This window comes from Pseudoalteromonas ardens, assembly GCF_030125445.1.
GTDB lineage: Bacteria > Pseudomonadota > Gammaproteobacteria > Enterobacterales > Alteromonadaceae > Pseudoalteromonas > Pseudoalteromonas ardens.
Window position 1 is genome coordinate 495,493 of record NZ_JASJUV010000002.1, and the last position, 16,064, is coordinate 511,556.

Below are 16,064 nucleotides of genomic sequence, written 5' to 3' on the forward strand. Positions count from 1 at the left end.
ACTTGAGATAATCGAGGCACAGGTTGATCTTAAGGTATCGTAAATAGCTATGAGACTGTGTCGATGCCTGTGAAGAGACTTACTAACTTGTTTAAAATACAGGCCGATAACGAACTGTTAGCCTGCCAATCAGCCACAAACGCCAACAGCTTATTCATTAGGTTTTGGCAGCACACTTTTAATGTGAGCCGGGAAGTAAAAGCTCAACCTTATTCGTCACCGCCTTCAGACCTGACATACCTTGCCTGAAAGCAGCTTCTCGCTAATTGAATGAATTATTGACTCGCAGGGCATGCCTACCACTTTACTACTCGTTCGCACCAGCGCGCTTTATTACGGCTGAAATAAACTGTGCTGGATTATCAAGACCGATAAAAATGTATTCCACCTCGCCTTGCGGCTCAGCCAACTCAATTTTGACATTCGGGTTACCAGCGTAATTGTAACGCTTTACGCACTGGCCTCTTGCCACATATTCATCATGTGGTTGTATTTTGGCGATGTTTTTTAAAGGGATAACAAACGAATGAAACAGGCCATAACGAATAACTAGCTCATTACCAACCAAAGAGACCGGTCTGCGGGACACTGCGCGATACTCAGCAACAAAAAAGACCAAGCTTGCAAAGGTAAGAAAAGTCGCAATATTCGCAGCCAATGGTGACCAGACAAAATGTAAAAATAAATGCATTATCGGCATTTCGAGGACAATCAAGAAAATGAACCCAAGTAGGTTACTCTTTGCGCCATCTTTTTGGTGATACGTAAAGTGCTGCTCACCACAAAAGTGCTCTGCTTTTACTCGCTTTGCAAAGAACGCAAAAGTCCACATCCGTATTTCGAAGGTAAATAACCTCGCCAAAGTGCTGTCACCCAAATACCTATTGACTGATGCTTCAATCACTTTATCCGGGTCTTCGAGCTGACCGATGGCAACCTTAATTGAAAAATATACGGTGATCGCTGCCACCAGCTCGAGCAACAAAATTGCCGCTAAAACAATATAACGGCCGCTTTCAAGGTAATGCCAAAGCAGTTTGCTGTGTTCGGGAATAATATAACTCCCCACCAAAATAGCCAAACACACTAGGACAACCGCTTTTAGCAAGGCTTGCTTAATATTCTTGACACAGAAGAAGCACAAGATGGGTAGTACAAGCAACGCATCTAAAAGATATAGCCACTCAAAGTTTGCATGACCATAATCATTTAGCCAGCTATCTGATTGGTAATAGACCCCCCACCAGATTGAAATACATAGCAGAAATATCACTGGGACTTTTGACTTTATCGAGTCACTCATACACCTTTCCTTTTGATGTAGTACTTAACACTAAACTTTACTCAGAACGCGCTGATTTTTTAACTTGGCAATATCCTATATTGTACAGGCCTGCAGTGCAGTGTTTCAAAAGTAATTTTGAAGGCTTTATGTCACTATACTTGCGCGGTGATTGAGCAATCATTTATCGAATTATGTGTTATTTAACAACAGCAAATCGACGCCACTTAGTGATCTCACAAAAGCTATCATCCCTGTAGCGGTTTTAACTAAGCAGGCTATTCTGAGTGAGCGGTCATTGTATTCCTAAAATATAATTTACCTGCCGACGCACTAGCTCCATCAATTGCTGCGAATATTTGAACATTCCTGTTGAGCAATACCAAGAGCCCCAACGACAAGACAAGGAGATCGAAAATTCAGGGGAGACTATCGGGAGCGCTTTCTTTGGTTCATGTCAGCATTTTTAGATAAATTAAACAGTTACGGGACGTTAATTACCATGTCATAACTAGCCAAACAAGAAGCTAGGCTAGCGTTGTTCACTGGATACTTTGGCTGGCAGCTACTTTCTCTACCTTTCTTAATTACCATGCTATGTAATACGGGTTAACCTGCACTACCCAAGTTTGAGCACCGCAAACTAAAAGCTACTTAACTATCTGGCAAGCTTGCTTAAAAGTCAGTCAATGACGTGCTCTTGCTTTTGCCCGTTCTCCTGTGCCCGTTCCAGGCCTTTTTGATACTCTTGCGCGATCATTTCTTCTATCACTGACGCTTTTTCATTAAAGTCTTTTTCTGATAAATAGCCAGCCTCAAATAGATCCTCAAGCTCATCCAGCTTCTCTTGCAACTGTTTGATCTTTTCAAGATTGACACCCAGGCGCTGCATTATAATGGCCTCTTGCATCTCACCCAAAAAGTTATCGTTGCGGATCGTCGTCTGCAACTCTTTTCGCTGATATTGCAAACTAACCTCAGAGGGTTGAGGCTCGGGCATTTCCAAAGCAAGCTCCTGACTGAAGCCAGAGTCTGTATTTCCACTCCCCGGCAATTTACTGCCAGTGTCGACTTTGTTTTCGGCAGCCAATGGGCCTGTACCGGCCGTTTTGTACATTAACATGGTAATTCCTTGATACATTTCTGATACCTATCTGTATGTATCAAAATTTGAGCCAACTATGAGATTGTCATGTTAGGTAGGTCTGAAGCAGAGTTGAGAAACAGTGTTTGTCCAACATTTAACCAGTATGCGTTCATTACTTCGCAACCATAAAAGCACCTGATACCGGATACAACACCATCAAAAAAGCTTTTCAGCTCGGGCTCGTAAACTAGATACGAACTCTCTGTGCAATTGATTAACTCTCACCCCAGTGTGAGTGTTAAAAATCTATGTCGCCACCATCGCCTTTATTACTGAGCATATAACGAAATAAACGACCCAGACCTCGCAAAAACCAACTTATTACATCGATTGGAAACTCAATAATCTCTTCAAGAACATCCATTGTTGCGCTTTCTGTCTCTCGTTTCCCGCGTTTTTTACTTGGCCAGAGCACATATGATATAAAATACAAAAAACCACCGCCTAGTAAGCAGGTCCAATGAAAGTGGCCGGTCAACACACCCAAAATCAAACAGGTTCCGGTAGAAAAGCCCATAAGGGCTAAAACAACTTTTAACTGTTCCATAGTTCATTTCCTTTTATGCGCCATCTCCAAACGCAGTCAAATCAGGGGAGCTAGTAAACAAAGCAATGAAGCTGACAAGCCTTGTTAGGGCACCTTAAAGTCCTTAATTGAATAACTACATTCATCATCAACAACCTGATCATCCCAGTCAACCTCAATGTTCAGTGGAAAGCCATATAATGGATGGTATTCAATTCGCAAGGCATCTGCATTCAGAATTGCCTCTTTTGCCAAATCGAAGCGCCCTTCAATAGTCACCTTCTGCTTCCCTTCTAATAATTGAGGTTTTCCTTCAACCACTTGCACTTTGCTATAGTCCAAAAACATGCAGGCATCAGTCGCAATAAATGCGTATTCCGTTAATTCAAAGCCTTTCCATTGTATGTTCTGTCTTTCTACTCTTTCAATTGTTTCAGCATTGTTAACCCAATGCATAACGCCCCAAAATGAGATAACCAGTAAAATTGACATGCTCAGTGTAAAAATTGTGGAATATGCACTTTTTGAACTAAAAATTACCATTATTGCTCTCTAACTATTCATCAGGGAAATTAATTCCAAATAGTTATAATATCCAGGAGTGAAAAAACCTTGCCTTCAGCACACTGAGAACCATCCCACGCAGGATTAATTATCCCCAAAACATATAGAACCAACAGAAGAAAGCACGACATGGTTTACCCAGTTTTTACTAGGCGTAGCTACACATCATCACAAATGTGGCTAGCTATCTTATAAAGGGCTAAACAAGCGAACAAGACTGGAATACTCAATATCATGAAAAAACACTGTCGACTAATATCTCACTATCTGCCGCCGACTCCATCAGAATGTCAATTGTTACCCACTGTGCAATTGAAACAGCAACAAACCCTAATATCGAGTAAAATAGAACATTCCCCCAGGGTAACCCTTTAACCTGACTGAATTTATACGCAGCAATACTGACTACTATGGTACTTACTATACCAATCAAAGCCTCAACCGCTTGAGAAACAGAATAAATGATAAAAAAGGCGCTATTTCCTTCCATGCTTCAAAGTCCTATAGACAATGTGCAGTACAACACTTTCACACAAAAATCGGGATGTCGTCCGGGCTCCAGAAAAAGTTTAGCATTGCATTACTAGAAGCTCTGATTCTAAAGCCCTTTTGCTTCAAAGGCCTAGGTTATCTTGTTACTAGCTACTCTGCACTCTTAAAAGCAACCTTCAACTAAGATCAACTTACTCTTAGTTGTGCTATGGCGTATCGCAAACAAAGGTTGTGCCTCTGGATCAGCTAAAAACCCCTTAGCGATATCCTTGCTTGGGAACTCCAGTACAACAACTCTTTCTGGGTGCCAGTCCCCTTCCATGACCTCGGGCTCAACACCCTGGACAACATACCTTCCCCCATGCTTTTTAATAAATTCGGGGATTTCTTTAATATATTTTTTAAAACGAGGAAAGTCGGTGATAGAAAAGTCTAGTATTAAATATCCTTTCAAAATAAGTACTCCTTTATATAGATTAACAATGAAATATCGATGGATCTAACGCCTGCAATAAAGTGTTCACACTGAGATGATAAAGCTCGTCTAGCCTCATACCAAAATGCTGCACTTAATCATTCACCTGACGTGCTTTGTGACTAATCCAAACTCATTGCAATGACTGACTATTTGCAATGAGTATTGTCTCCAGGCTCATATCGATACAAAACTCTCTCTACAGAGAAATAAAGTTCTGTACCTTTCGAGTAACTTTTTTTATTTCCTGCACACGTCAGCAGGGCTGTAACCAGTTAATTCCGCATTCGATTCTTCTAGATCGATAGTGGCTGTATAGGTAGACTCATTCACATATTTCCTTCGGTACTTACACCTACATAAAACACCAGCTAAACACTAGGCGCGTTCAGATGCGGTATACCCACTCGGCGACGCGCAATGCGCCTGCTTCAGTGTATCCGTTAAACGCCATAGTATTGTTACCGAATTACATCTTCATTATTGTTTGGCGAAAGATGTAAAACGACTGTATTTTTCAGTTCAACTAAAGAGTGAAATGCACAATTCCGGGAAAACCAAAAAACGTCTTCCTGGCTCTCATCTTAATGCCAGGTAGTGAATACGAACGACTTTTATGACACGTCGTTGAACTTGAACCGCTGAAGGTTTGCCATGTCTACAGAGGTATCCCATGAACCGCAATCCTTTCTCCAGGACATCATGTAAAGACACCCTGAGTCCACCAGCCATTTGCTTATAGTTTGTTGTCTTGCACTGCTAACTTCCCTCTCAATGACGAACAACACTTTTCAAAGGGCTAGACCCATATTATTGCGCTTTCACGCTTTGACCCAATGTACAGTCAAGTATGAATGGTTCATAAACACTGCCGATCAACAGGTGGTCTTCATAAGGCGCACCAACACTTGAACCAGAGATAGCCTCGCCTTTATTCAGGTATATTTCATCCACTGACATACCCTCGTTTACATTTATCCGAAGTACTTGTGACGCAGAGAGGTTTGCATGATTTTTACTGTGCTCCAGATACTTGAGCATTTGTGGGTGGCCTGCAACCCACAAGTTACCCTCAGAATCCCACTCAAGGTTGTCTAGCCCGCTATCAATTGTCATTTCGTCAATGAGTTGCAACGTTCCTGTTTGCTTATCTCGCGCATAGGTTAACAGCCTCTCACCAGTGGACTCAGAAACATACACTTTTGACGAATCACGGCTGACTTGAATACCGTTTGGGTAGATAAGATCACCAGTTAATTTAGTAATACTACCGTTACTTCCATATGCTATTCCACCGCGCGCCAGACGGCCGAAGGATTCCAAGAGGCGACCAAAACGAGTGAGGCTGCCTCTGTCTATGGTTGCATAAAAACTGTCACTGTTAATTGCCGCAACATCATTTAGGCTATACGGTAAATCTGTTTTAAGTGTTTTTGCACGTTTGAGCGCCCCATCGATAATATCAAAAATGATTACTTCACTATCAGAGCGCTGCTCACTGCCGGGAGCTGATGGGGGGTGATTCACGACAAAAAGCCTGTCAGCTCCATGAGGGTTCTTCCACAAAGAAACCCCATGCGGGTAAAAAGTGTCGCCAAGATCGTGAGACATAAGCATTGGCTTTGAATAAGAGCCTGTTTGATAAGTATATATGCCACCACCTTTAGTCCAATTACGCCTGTCGTGTGCAGAGACAAAAGCCAAGCCATTTGTTGGGTCTATCGTTATATCCTCAGCTCCTACCACACCTTCTACTGTCGTGCAGGTACCTGCAAAGTGCGGTTCAATGGTTTTATAAGCTCCGCTATCAATAACGGTATCCATGACAAAAACAGCCGGCGGTAAGATCAGAACTGCGATACCTATTAAGCACTTTTTTAGCATTCAACTTCCCTTTATTAATTTGTCGGTTCAAGAAAGTAAAAAATATTGATATGTAGATAGGCCAAAATAGCCAATAGTCATTTTTAAGTAACTAAAAGTATTGTAATAATTTGTGATGCATTTTTATGTGAGCTGCATTGGGTAGTGAAGAAACGTTCGCAAAAATGAATTTGGCTCTTGTTAACACGGAAACATGAACAGGCTTGAGAAACCTAAATTGTGAGAAGCCAAAAACGAGATATAACTTGCGCTATATCTCCGCTATCTTTGTTCTTCCTCGTCTCGAGCAAGCAAATTGGAAGGTTAGTTGAGTAGCGTTGTGCTATATAACGAAAAACCACGTGCATCAAAATTAACACAAGGCGAGGATTGAACAATTTGAATCATCTGCTCAAGAAGTTCATATTTAAAATAGGCAACAATTTCACCATTATCGGCTTCTACTTCTGGCACTGGCGCATCATCAGCAACGAACACCACTTGTATACTGTTATAATTAGTCTTGTCTTCGGGTAGCAAAAAAATAATAGCGCCATTATTATAGCTAGGAGCCGGACCACCCGCACACACATTACCCATAAAGATACCATTTTGACTTACTGCACAATTTAGACTTTTACTCATGAGATTTTTCCTTGATACCCAACCATAATGAAGGTTGGTTAGTTTGATAATGAAGTTATCAATCTACAATCCAAGACTTGGGCAGACCATTACATCATATTACACCAGAAAAATGGTAGACGTAACGCTCTCACATGGAGTGTTGAAAGCACCATCCCCTGGAAAATCAGAATGCAAATGGGGATAGCTAGTAAAGCAACAATATTCTTAGAAATGAATGTCATCTGAGTAATTCCGCACTAACGCTTGTAGTAAGTATGCGTCCGCTTTAGCTGCACTTGTTATATGCCCTGTTGCTGTTGATACTGAAACAGGCCCCTTAAGGCATTATAAAGCCCGACGGCCATTGTGAAATCATGCGAATCATTATCAAATTCATCTAATTGCAATTTTAAGTCTAAATGACGATTCCTCATAATGGTTTGCGTCAGGGAATCATAAACTTCGCGCATCTCCCCACCTTCATCCCCTATACCCATATAGAGATAGTTTTGAATCGTTTTTTTGGATTTGAAGTATTTCTTTGTCGCTTCAGATGTTTCCCGGGCTCCCCACCAAACAGCCGGGCTAAACGCTAAATGACTTTGAAAAAGTTTGGGCCGAGACTGAAAACTATGAATAACCAATAAACCAGCTATAGAATGACCCGCTAACACATTAAAATTACTAGTGCGATAATCGTTAGTTACCTTTGGAAGCAGCTCTTCTTCCATAAAATCTAAAAAGTGATCCCCGCCTCCACCTTCGCCAACTGGTCCCCGAGGATCCCTGTTCACCGTTGGTGCAAAATCTTTAAGACGGTTGTTACTGGTTATTCCAACAATAATATGTTCGTATGACCCGTTTGAAAGATGTAATCTATGAAGCATCCCTTTTACTAGCTCACCATCAAGCACATAAAGAACTGGATATCTCTTTGTTGAATTTGTCGCATACGATGAAGGCAGCGCTACGGTAATATCTGGTGTTTCGACTAAGTATTTTGAACTAGGTAATTGCACGGCTGTGAAGTTCGAAGCATCAACCAAAGTCGAAATAAAAAATAGAAGTACTGCGATACAAATTTTCAAAATGCAAATTTCCTTTTATGATTTAGTGTTGCTAACGGCAAACAACGTCCGCCTTTAACTTTTAGTAGTTATTGGCTGATAGGTGCAACAAGCCGAAGCCGATCTAACTATTACGAATTCGACTTTAAGGCTTTGTTATAGGCTATTAAAAAGTCAAAAATCTTATCAGCAATAGCTTCTAACTTTGGTTGAGTATTTCCACCAGCTACATTTGTTACGATGAAGATACCCATGTTTTTCTTCGGATAAATGGCTAGCCAGCTTGATGTACCCATTGAACCGCCGCTATGGTATAATTTTTGTTCACCTGAATCATAGTTATCTGTGTACCAAGAGAATGCCATACCATGGCCAGTCCAACTTTCATCCAAAAGTTGATGAGATATAGCCACCTCAGGCTCTGACGATAGTTGATGTTTCATATAATGCGTGACAGACTCTACGCTTGTAGTTAACCCTCCTCCAGCAAAACTATATGCACTAGACAAAGGCACTCGATTGCCATTTCTTGTCCCTACTGTAATTTCTCCGGGCTTAAAGTTAGTACCTCGGAATTTCGTGTGCTTCTCTCCAGACTTGGTTGTAATAAATTCAGAAACCAGTAAAGCAAAAGGTTTTTGATAAACAGATTCCAGAATATACCCTGCTAAATTAGTACCGACGCTTGAATATAAATAGTCCTCGCCAGGAATCGAGTTCAGTTTGACTTTTTTAAGATCATCGAAATAATTATCTCTGGAATATTTTGACATTTTTTCAAAAGCAACAGCAACGCCTTTCGCTTTATCTTCACTGCTGTAAGCAAAATCCTGCGGGAGGCCACTGGTATGAGTCATAAGATGTCGTAAAGTTATATATTGATTGGACAGTTCTAAGTTTTTGTATTCATTATTTTTTAGGTAATGGCGAATATCTTTATCAAGCTCAACTTTCCCGTCTAGAATGGCTTTGGCAACAATTAAACCGGTATAGGTTTTGGTTATAGAGGCAATTTCATATATTGTCTGATTATCAGGTGCCTCTCCATTACTTAACGTCCCTAAGTGATATTGGTATGTATTTTCTGCATCTACAACAGAAATTGAAACCACCTGCCCAATGTTTCCATCAATAAGGTCTATGAGTTCAGCTTTCGTATTTGATTCAAAATTAATTGCATCATAGCTTTTACAAGAAGCCAAAACGGTCATTAATGAAACAACCAATATCAATGGTAGGGTTTGGGTTATAAATCGGTTCACAATAACTCCTGCGGTTAAAATGTGGAAGCAATATAGCGCTTGCTGCGAAATTTGTCCGATGAGTGCACTTACCTCTCATATAAGAGCACTTACATCCTCTTCTGTAAGCTCGAGCCACTCACGCGCTGTTTGCTTTTCTTCTTAAAGTTTATTTCAGTTGCTCGTTCATTCATAAATGACACACAACACGTCATATCTCTGGCAGAAAAAACCGAGCGAGAAATGAGTGGTGCTTATTGCTGTAAACATGCATGTAATTGTTATCTGTTTCTTGATGAAAAGGCAGCCTTTTCATCAAGAGCCTAGGTCTTCAAAATTTCCTCTACAACACGCCTGGCGCTTTGAGTTGCGTTGTGTACTGCGCCCCAATCCTCTTCTTGCGTGTACGAGTCTCCCGCAAAATACAATTTATGATCGATAGTACTGGAAAGAACACTCGAAATACTCGACGGTGCTATATCTGCCAGGTATGCCGATTGAATATATGGCTCATCATCCCAATTCTGCACCACATGATTTATATAGTTTTGGGAGGCTTTACCATCGAAAACTTGATTTAACTCGTCAAGAATGTAGTCGAGTTGCGCTTGTTGCGAAACCAATTGATACTGCCTGGCTTGCTCACCCACGGCGAAAAGCCCCAGTACATTGAGTGATGTATCCTGGCCGTATGCGGCATCAAAATAGGCACGTTGACCAGCACTTGTTTCACTATCCGGAAAGGTCAAATAAGTCGGATAAAATCTTTCAGCGAAGCGTATAAACACTTTAATCCCCCCCCAAACCGGAGCCTCCCGGATAGCATTCAGTTTGCTATGTGGCAGGGACGGGCTGAAGCTAATAACCTCATTTTGTAGTATTTTCAGCGGCACCGTGACAATGACTTTGTCGACTTTGTAAAGCAATCCATTATGGTCGGTGACAATAACTTTATCTCCGCTATAGTCAATTGACACTACCTGAGCGTTAAAAGTTATCTGTGACTGGATGCCCGGGGCAACATACTCGTCAAAAAAATCAAACCAGGTGGCGTTTATAAATTTTTTATCTTCAAAATCACTGCCAAATTCGTCAAAAATTGGCGAAAGGTTTAGCGCGCCATTTTCAAAATACCCAACTTGGTCCTGCCCTTCATAACCTTGAAGCTCAATAGAGTTTTCCCATGACGATGCCTTTAATACCTTCGTTAATTCGTTTTTTGAGGCATGTAACCATTCCGCCCCCAGCGGGATGGGAAAATCGGCAAATGTGGTCGTGCGTTTCATCCTGCCACCATATGTGGAGGATGCCTCCAGCATCTGGAAGCTTATGCCGCTCTGATTAAGCAGATATCCAGCAGCCAGCCCAGCCGCACCTGCACCAATAATGAGCACAGACCCAGAAAAGTCTGACGACGTAGCGAGAGAACCACTGTCGCTCTTACATGAAGTAAGTGGTACTGATATCCCTAGTAACCCACACATTTTAATAAACTCTCTTCGATCCACCTCACTCCTCCGCTTTAGATGCTAATGGCAAAATTGATGTTCTCACAAAGGAATTGCGTTTCATTAGACCCATCGCAAACAGGGGCGCACTTAATCCGTCCCATGGTTTGCTGAGTTATGATCTTCAGGCTTATCTATCGTTACTATCACGGCTGATAAATGTGGAAATCCCTGCCAAAGAGAAACAGACCCTTCTCCCAAAGAAAAAACGTCACTTTTTAGTTTTGGATAAAAGTACATATGGTGCACAGGGGTAGGATATAACTTGCCGTTGTAAAACATTTTATTATTTGGAGACATCATATAGACTAAAGCAGCAGTTTCGGCAGTTGGCAACTTACCAGCTCGAAAAGCCTCTTCAACTATTTTGTATGTTTCATCATAAGACTTCCCCTCATACAATGACTTCATATGTAGTTCATATGCAGGCAGAACTGTTCTCCTGGCTTGTTCATTAAAGCAAGACGGTTCATATCTTCCATTCGGATCGTGTACTACAGCACAAGTAAAATTGTTTTTTCCTTTTTTTATAGGAATAAATTGTCCATCTCTAAACTTCAGAAAAGTAGCATCTTTAGTAACATGGGATGGTGCCCCTTCACTGGCTCTGGAGATCTCCAGACGATCGCCTTCACTCAGTGAAAAACAGGGCACGGAAGCAAAGGTTAATAGAGCAAAAATCAAATATTTCATCGTGGTTATTATGTCCTTGTATTAACTTACTCAAATATATGTAAGCGTATAACGCCCGCCTAAGAGGCTGAAAATGCTAGGCTAAACTTAGCGACAAAGAAGCGCAGTCTGGCTTTTTACGTCCGAATGCTCGGTCCGTTTGTTAGAACTGTGGTTGAATGGACTGTTTTTCTTTAAAGTAAAGATACATTGGGAGTCCAAACGATACTCCAACCGACAAGGTCCCCAAGACGGCAAAATATCGATACTTCACTTTATGTTTCCCCCCGTCCACTAAGATAAAGCCTATCAGAGCAATCGCAGCAACTAAAACATCAAGCCAGGCCATGATACTAATAGGGTTTGCCACCGCTTCAGTGAACAAAAGGCCAATATCTAATCCATTGGCAACGAGCCAGGGAACTAAGGCTCCATAAGGCAATAATATACCTAACAAAGTAAGAACGAGATAAAACCTGACCATTTCACCATCCTTGCAATTTTTTGTAAAAGCCCTAACGCCACATTAAGGGGGCTGGCACGCAATACAAAAGCTTCTCGCAGTGCTGCTTAAATACTAAACTCGACGTGAATTAAAATACCATGCCTACCAAGCCCCTCTTAAACGCTTGTCAGGTGCTAACCCCCGACTCTTCTTAAAGGCTCTACCTGGTGAAGATAACGTGTAAATGTGTCTTTGGGACGCTCTAGATTATTTTCTGCCAGTACCCTGGATGCCATTCCGCGGTGGTTACTGCCATGAGTCAACAAATGGAGCAATATCTCTTCGATTAACATCTGCCCTGTATCACCATCAACAAACTTAAATGAAACTACTTTTTCTAGATCTTCCCTGGATGCCTCTCCCGCATACTGCACTAACCATGAGTCATTTTGATTCATTGTATCTCGTAGCTCCGATATTGTTGGAGTCTCAATGGTATTGTCACCATTATATTTTTCAGGCTCGCCCAATATTCGACTGATGAAGAGGCTATCAACGACTGTTGTATGGTTTAAGATTCTAACGAAAAAGGTAGCATCACTTTCCGGAAGTCTTGAGAACTGTTGTTCACCAATATCAAGCAATTCATTATTTGCCCACTTTTTATATTGAAACGCCTTAGAAAAGTCCATTCTTTCTCCATTGTTATTCGTTTAAGAGTTACCTAACGCCAGTATTTGCGCGCAGAAACGGTGCGTGACATTTATGCAACAGTGACGCAGCCAGTACTAAAGGCCGAATCTCGTGACTGTCCACAAGATGCAAGTGTTATGGCTTGTAGCCATATATCTTGATGCCATTTTCGTTTGTTTCTAGTTCAAATTGCCCCAAGGAGTTTAGCAGCTCAATTACATGCGAAAGTTCTTGAGTTTTGCACTGTATAGGAGCGGGTTCGTTGCGACAAAAACCAATTTTATAAGGAATCAATAACCACTCAATGACCTTATATTCAAATGGCCGATTTAATGCGCCACAATCACCGACATAATTTTCTCCGAGAGAATCGTAGCCGGGCACGAAACCATGTTTAGGCTCATCCCCACCGATGAGTTTCCAGACACAATGTGCCAGCGTTAAGTTGGATTCGTTGACCACGCTAAAAAGCTGTCTCCACTTAGCATTAGACATACAAGAATACGAATACTTGGCTATTTCCTTTTCTAGTACTTAATTCTCCACAGGCCCTAACAGATGGCAAGACTCCCGCCTTCCTGCGATGCTTATCACTTGCCAGCTTTTATGATTGGAGTCATACGGTTATGAACAATACTACAGTGAACGATGTTGATTTAGCAAAAGATGTTTTGCAGGCTTGCGTGTACGCAAACCGTCAGGTGCGTTTGAATGCAGAAATGACACCGCGAATATTTACACCTTAGGTTGCAAATCAAGAACTGTTTCAGTTTATGGAGGAGTTATAGTCGGCCTGTATGCTAAACACTCAAATTGGCAACAAAAGTTTAAGGCAAATACCATCAGAGATAATGCAATCCTATCGACTGTCGACTTGGCAAAGAGGTTAGGCGACGAAGTGATTGTGTTATGACAGGAAAGCAACCGTGCCAGGCTATACATGAATACGTGCGCTTGATACGTCAACTTGGGAGGCCTCAATTGTGAGGGGTTCCCCCAGCGCCTTATTAAGGGACTGATAATGTTTGCCTAAAATGTGAAATGAAGCGGAACCGAACCAAATGCTAACAGTCTTACACACTTACAGTCGTTTTTGTATTACTCTTGTACAACGATCGTTTGAATAGGTAATTGCCATTTCTAAGTTTTCTAGATTTGATGGGTATCCCTGCAATACTGTTTCTGCGTTATTATTATTAACTTCGTAGGAGATTGGAAACCAAAATTCAGTAACTTCTCCTTTTGTTAAATCCATGCGTTGAATTTTAAAGCCTTCAACTTCTACAGGAGCTGACACAACGACTCTATTCATCTGGGGGTGATTGTCATTTTTATATAAACGATCAGAAATACTTCCAATGACATCTATTTGAATTTTTAGCTGATTCTGTTCTTTAGTGCATTCTGCATGAGCTAAGTTAAAAAAACACAAGAGCTGTAAAAAAATCAGAGTTCTCATATGCATATTACGCCCAAATAAAATACGGAGAATACTTGGCTAAAACTAGCGAAGAATGAGCACCAGCCAAGCGTTTGGCGTCATTTTTGATGCGTTTTTTTATGTTTTCTTAGCTACCAATCTCGCCACTCCTTCCAGTTCTTAAGTAGCCTGGAATTAGCTTGCTGCAACGCAATCACTTGTTCATCAGGCCACCACTGGGCTAAGTCAACACTTTTCAGATTGGGTAAGTTATGCAATGGCTCAAGACTTTTATCAAGCACTCTTGTATTTACAAGGCGTAGACGTTCTAAATTTTTTAAACTCCTGATAGGAGATAGCGTATCTAACTTTTGAGCTGTCCACGTACTTCCGTTTAAGCTAAGAACCTTTAGGTTTATTAATTGAGCGAGCTCCCGGATATCTGAAATATTTTTTATATTCTCAAATTCCAGCCACTTAAGATTAGTTAGTTGCTCAATCCCATTTAAAGTACCTAACTGAGTAGAGCTTCCCAAGTTGAAGTACACTAAGTTAGATAGCCTTTTAAAATTGATGCTCTTTATACTAGAGTGTTTTATCGAAAGGCCTCTCAAATTAGGCATGTCACAAATGGCATCAAAAAGGTTTTGATTAACTTTTGGCGCTACCCATAACATTTCAACACACTCTAAGGTTGGTAATATTTTAGCCCAACCATCTCGCACTTTCTTTTCTTGATATGCACTTAGACCTAACTGATTAGAAGGACCGCACAATATAAGCCTGTCTTTATCAAAGCCTTCTTCAATATAAAACTGCTCTTCTGGCTTATCTAACACCCATTCATAACCTGAATAGTCAGCTTCATTCCAATTAATAGACAAGTGCGTATTCTCCTGAAAACATAACGCCGTGCTCTGAGGATCCCCCAGGCATTCATAGTTAAATCAATGTGATGGATGCTCGCGCTACTCTTTGAACAAATTTATTTCGCCCAAAGCTAACCAGATAATATCACCAAGCGTGACATCACTACCCTACACGATATGCTCAGAAAAAACTGCCCTCAAATGCATGGTCCTGTGTCTTGATTCACTAATACTGGCAACCGAAACTTCGCGCGATAACAATCAACTTTCTCTTATTGAGCTTGGCCGGGAAATTAAAGGGCCTGTCACTGCCAAACACAATATAAAGCGTGTGGTTCACTTACATTGCAATACCGCCATGCATAACAACCGGCTTGCTATTTAACGCTTAAATGCGCGCCTGTCTTGTGGTGCTAAGCGCATGCAAATAGAAGAAAACTTTCGAGACCTGAAAAGGACTCAATTATGAGTGACTCCCCCACTGCCGCGTTAAGTCATGAGCGACGCCACCGCCTTAACTAAGCTATTGTGCCGTGATCACTAACGTCGATTCAAACCAAAAGTAATGAACATTGGGGCTCTGCATCAAAGCTTTGTTATGTGAATTCTCGATTGAAGCGTCTAACTTTTGTACGCACATTTTTCATAGGTGACGACGTATTAAACTGAATCATGCGCCCCAAAGTCCATTGCTCATACCAGGCAACTCCATACAACTCATGGTCACTTAAGCTTGAAATAAGTAAAAGTATTTCATTAACCGTAGACTCAAGCTCAATCAGTAAATCATCGTATTTCCAGTTACGATACTCATCATGGAAGCTGTCAGCGAGCAAGCCCAATTGATTCCATTTGTAGCCTGTTTCCGGAAAATCTACGTGTTGATTTTGAGATTTCAAGCGATACCATTTAAGTACGAGCTTCCCCCAACCAATCAAATAAGCCACCGTATCACTGACGCTGATGAGTGTGCCTTTAATGTTTCCCTCTACGCCTGATTTACGAGCGTTACTTTCTGGAGTTAAACGATAGTCAGCCATCAGTTTCGGAAATATCGAGTTTATGGCTAGCTCAAGTTCGTCCTTATTTCTTGGTACAGAAGACATTTTGACCTCCGGCCACATTAGGCTTCAATAACGGGCCAAGCTTCGCTGCGTCTGGCGCTGAAGGCAC

The 16,064-nt window shown here is 41.3% G+C and carries 18 protein-coding genes and 1 pseudogene; all 19 read right to left on the reverse strand.

Annotated elements, in window-relative coordinates:
• Positions 1–307 precede the first annotated feature (307 nt).
• Positions 308–1,303: a hypothetical protein gene (locus QNM19_RS07110; RefSeq protein WP_049863082.1), complete on the reverse strand. Its 996-nt coding sequence runs from the start codon at positions 1,301–1,303 to the stop codon at positions 308–310.
• Positions 1,304–1,964: 661 nt separating this feature from the next.
• Positions 1,965–2,405, reverse strand: coding sequence for a hypothetical protein (locus tag QNM19_RS07115; protein ID WP_049863081.1), 441 nt, complete (start codon positions 2,403–2,405; stop codon positions 1,965–1,967).
• 262 nt (positions 2,406–2,667) lie between these two features.
• A complete protein-coding gene (locus tag QNM19_RS07120; protein WP_049863080.1) occupies positions 2,668–2,976 on the reverse strand; it encodes a hypothetical protein in 309 nt (102 codons plus the stop codon).
• Positions 2,977–3,060: 84 nt separating this feature from the next.
• Entirely contained in the window at positions 3,061–3,498 is a 438-nt protein-coding gene (locus QNM19_RS07125; RefSeq protein ID WP_049863079.1) for a DUF6174 domain-containing protein, read from the reverse strand.
• Between the two features lie 253 nt (positions 3,499–3,751).
• Positions 3,752–4,009 (reverse strand): hypothetical protein, encoded by a 258-nt coding sequence (locus QNM19_RS07130; RefSeq protein ID WP_049863078.1) that lies wholly within the window; start codon positions 4,007–4,009, stop codon positions 3,752–3,754.
• A 165-nt stretch (positions 4,010–4,174) separates the two neighbouring features.
• On the reverse strand, positions 4,175–4,465 hold the full coding sequence (locus tag QNM19_RS07135; protein WP_049863077.1) for a DUF1330 domain-containing protein: 291 nt from the start codon (positions 4,463–4,465) through the stop codon (positions 4,175–4,177).
• Positions 4,466–4,947: 482 nt separating this feature from the next.
• Positions 4,948–5,274 (reverse strand): annotated as a pseudogene (locus tag QNM19_RS24475) (DUF7684 family protein).
• 22 nt (positions 5,275–5,296) lie between these two features.
• Entirely contained in the window at positions 5,297–6,370 is a 1,074-nt protein-coding gene (locus tag QNM19_RS07140; RefSeq protein WP_049863076.1) for an SMP-30/gluconolactonase/LRE family protein, read from the reverse strand.
• A gap of 303 nt (positions 6,371–6,673) precedes the next feature.
• On the reverse strand, positions 6,674–6,994 hold the full coding sequence (locus QNM19_RS07145) for a hypothetical protein (protein WP_049863075.1): 321 nt from the start codon (positions 6,992–6,994) through the stop codon (positions 6,674–6,676).
• A gap of 281 nt (positions 6,995–7,275) precedes the next feature.
• Positions 7,276–8,064, reverse strand: a complete 789-nt coding sequence (locus tag QNM19_RS07150) for an alpha/beta hydrolase (RefSeq protein ID WP_049863074.1) — start codon at positions 8,062–8,064, stop codon at positions 7,276–7,278.
• A gap of 110 nt (positions 8,065–8,174) precedes the next feature.
• Positions 8,175–9,305, reverse strand: a complete 1,131-nt coding sequence (locus QNM19_RS07155) for a serine hydrolase domain-containing protein (RefSeq protein ID WP_049863073.1) — start codon at positions 9,303–9,305, stop codon at positions 8,175–8,177.
• A 302-nt stretch (positions 9,306–9,607) separates the two neighbouring features.
• Positions 9,608–10,792, reverse strand: coding sequence for a flavin monoamine oxidase family protein (locus tag QNM19_RS07160; protein WP_284026531.1), 1,185 nt, complete (start codon positions 10,790–10,792; stop codon positions 9,608–9,610).
• A 90-nt stretch (positions 10,793–10,882) separates the two neighbouring features.
• Positions 10,883–11,485, reverse strand: coding sequence for a hypothetical protein (locus tag QNM19_RS07165; protein ID WP_049863072.1), 603 nt, complete (start codon positions 11,483–11,485; stop codon positions 10,883–10,885).
• Between the two features lie 142 nt (positions 11,486–11,627).
• Complete coding sequence (locus tag QNM19_RS07170; protein ID WP_049863071.1) at positions 11,628–11,948, reverse strand: DUF2834 domain-containing protein; 321 nt, start codon at positions 11,946–11,948, stop codon at positions 11,628–11,630.
• Positions 11,949–12,103: 155 nt separating this feature from the next.
• Entirely contained in the window at positions 12,104–12,601 is a 498-nt protein-coding gene (locus QNM19_RS07175) for a DinB family protein (protein WP_284026532.1), read from the reverse strand.
• Between the two features lie 136 nt (positions 12,602–12,737).
• The gene (locus QNM19_RS07180) at positions 12,738–13,121 is read right to left on the reverse strand and encodes a DUF6678 family protein (RefSeq protein ID WP_465250999.1); all 384 of its coding nucleotides are present in this window, start codon (positions 13,119–13,121) and stop codon (positions 12,738–12,740) included.
• A 562-nt stretch (positions 13,122–13,683) separates the two neighbouring features.
• Positions 13,684–14,061: a hypothetical protein gene (locus QNM19_RS07185; protein WP_156202142.1), complete on the reverse strand. Its 378-nt coding sequence runs from the start codon at positions 14,059–14,061 to the stop codon at positions 13,684–13,686.
• A gap of 113 nt (positions 14,062–14,174) precedes the next feature.
• Entirely contained in the window at positions 14,175–14,906 is a 732-nt protein-coding gene (locus QNM19_RS07190) for a leucine-rich repeat domain-containing protein (RefSeq protein WP_049863067.1), read from the reverse strand.
• 581 nt (positions 14,907–15,487) lie between these two features.
• Positions 15,488–15,997, reverse strand: coding sequence for a ClbS/DfsB family four-helix bundle protein (locus tag QNM19_RS07195; RefSeq protein ID WP_049863066.1), 510 nt, complete (start codon positions 15,995–15,997; stop codon positions 15,488–15,490).
• Positions 15,998–16,064: the final 67 nt, after the last annotated feature.

Coding starts and splice junctions, on each gene's coding strand:
- QNM19_RS07110 (WP_049863082.1), bottom strand. CDS start 1,303: ATGAGTGACTCGATAAAGTCAAAAGTCCCAGTGATATTTCTGCTATGT.
- QNM19_RS07115 (WP_049863081.1), bottom strand. CDS start 2,405: ATGTTAATGTACAAAACGGCCGGTACAGGCCCATTGGCTGCCGAAAAC.
- QNM19_RS07120 (WP_049863080.1), bottom strand. CDS start 2,976: ATGGAACAGTTAAAAGTTGTTTTAGCCCTTATGGGCTTTTCTACCGGA.
- QNM19_RS07125 (WP_049863079.1), bottom strand. CDS start 3,498: ATGGTAATTTTTAGTTCAAAAAGTGCATATTCCACAATTTTTACACTG.
- QNM19_RS07130 (WP_049863078.1), bottom strand. CDS start 4,009: ATGGAAGGAAATAGCGCCTTTTTTATCATTTATTCTGTTTCTCAAGCG.
- QNM19_RS07140 (WP_049863076.1), bottom strand. CDS start 6,370: ATGCTAAAAAAGTGCTTAATAGGTATCGCAGTTCTGATCTTACCGCCG.
- QNM19_RS07145 (WP_049863075.1), bottom strand. CDS start 6,994: ATGAGTAAAAGTCTAAATTGTGCAGTAAGTCAAAATGGTATCTTTATG.
- QNM19_RS07165 (WP_049863072.1), bottom strand. CDS start 11,485: ATGAAATATTTGATTTTTGCTCTATTAACCTTTGCTTCCGTGCCCTGT.
- QNM19_RS07170 (WP_049863071.1), bottom strand. CDS start 11,948: ATGGTCAGGTTTTATCTCGTTCTTACTTTGTTAGGTATATTATTGCCT.
- QNM19_RS07175 (WP_284026532.1), bottom strand. CDS start 12,601: ATGGACTTTTCTAAGGCGTTTCAATATAAAAAGTGGGCAAATAATGAA.
- QNM19_RS07185 (WP_156202142.1), bottom strand. CDS start 14,061: ATGAGAACTCTGATTTTTTTACAGCTCTTGTGTTTTTTTAACTTAGCT.
- QNM19_RS07195 (WP_049863066.1), bottom strand. CDS start 15,997: ATGTCTTCTGTACCAAGAAATAAGGACGAACTTGAGCTAGCCATAAAC.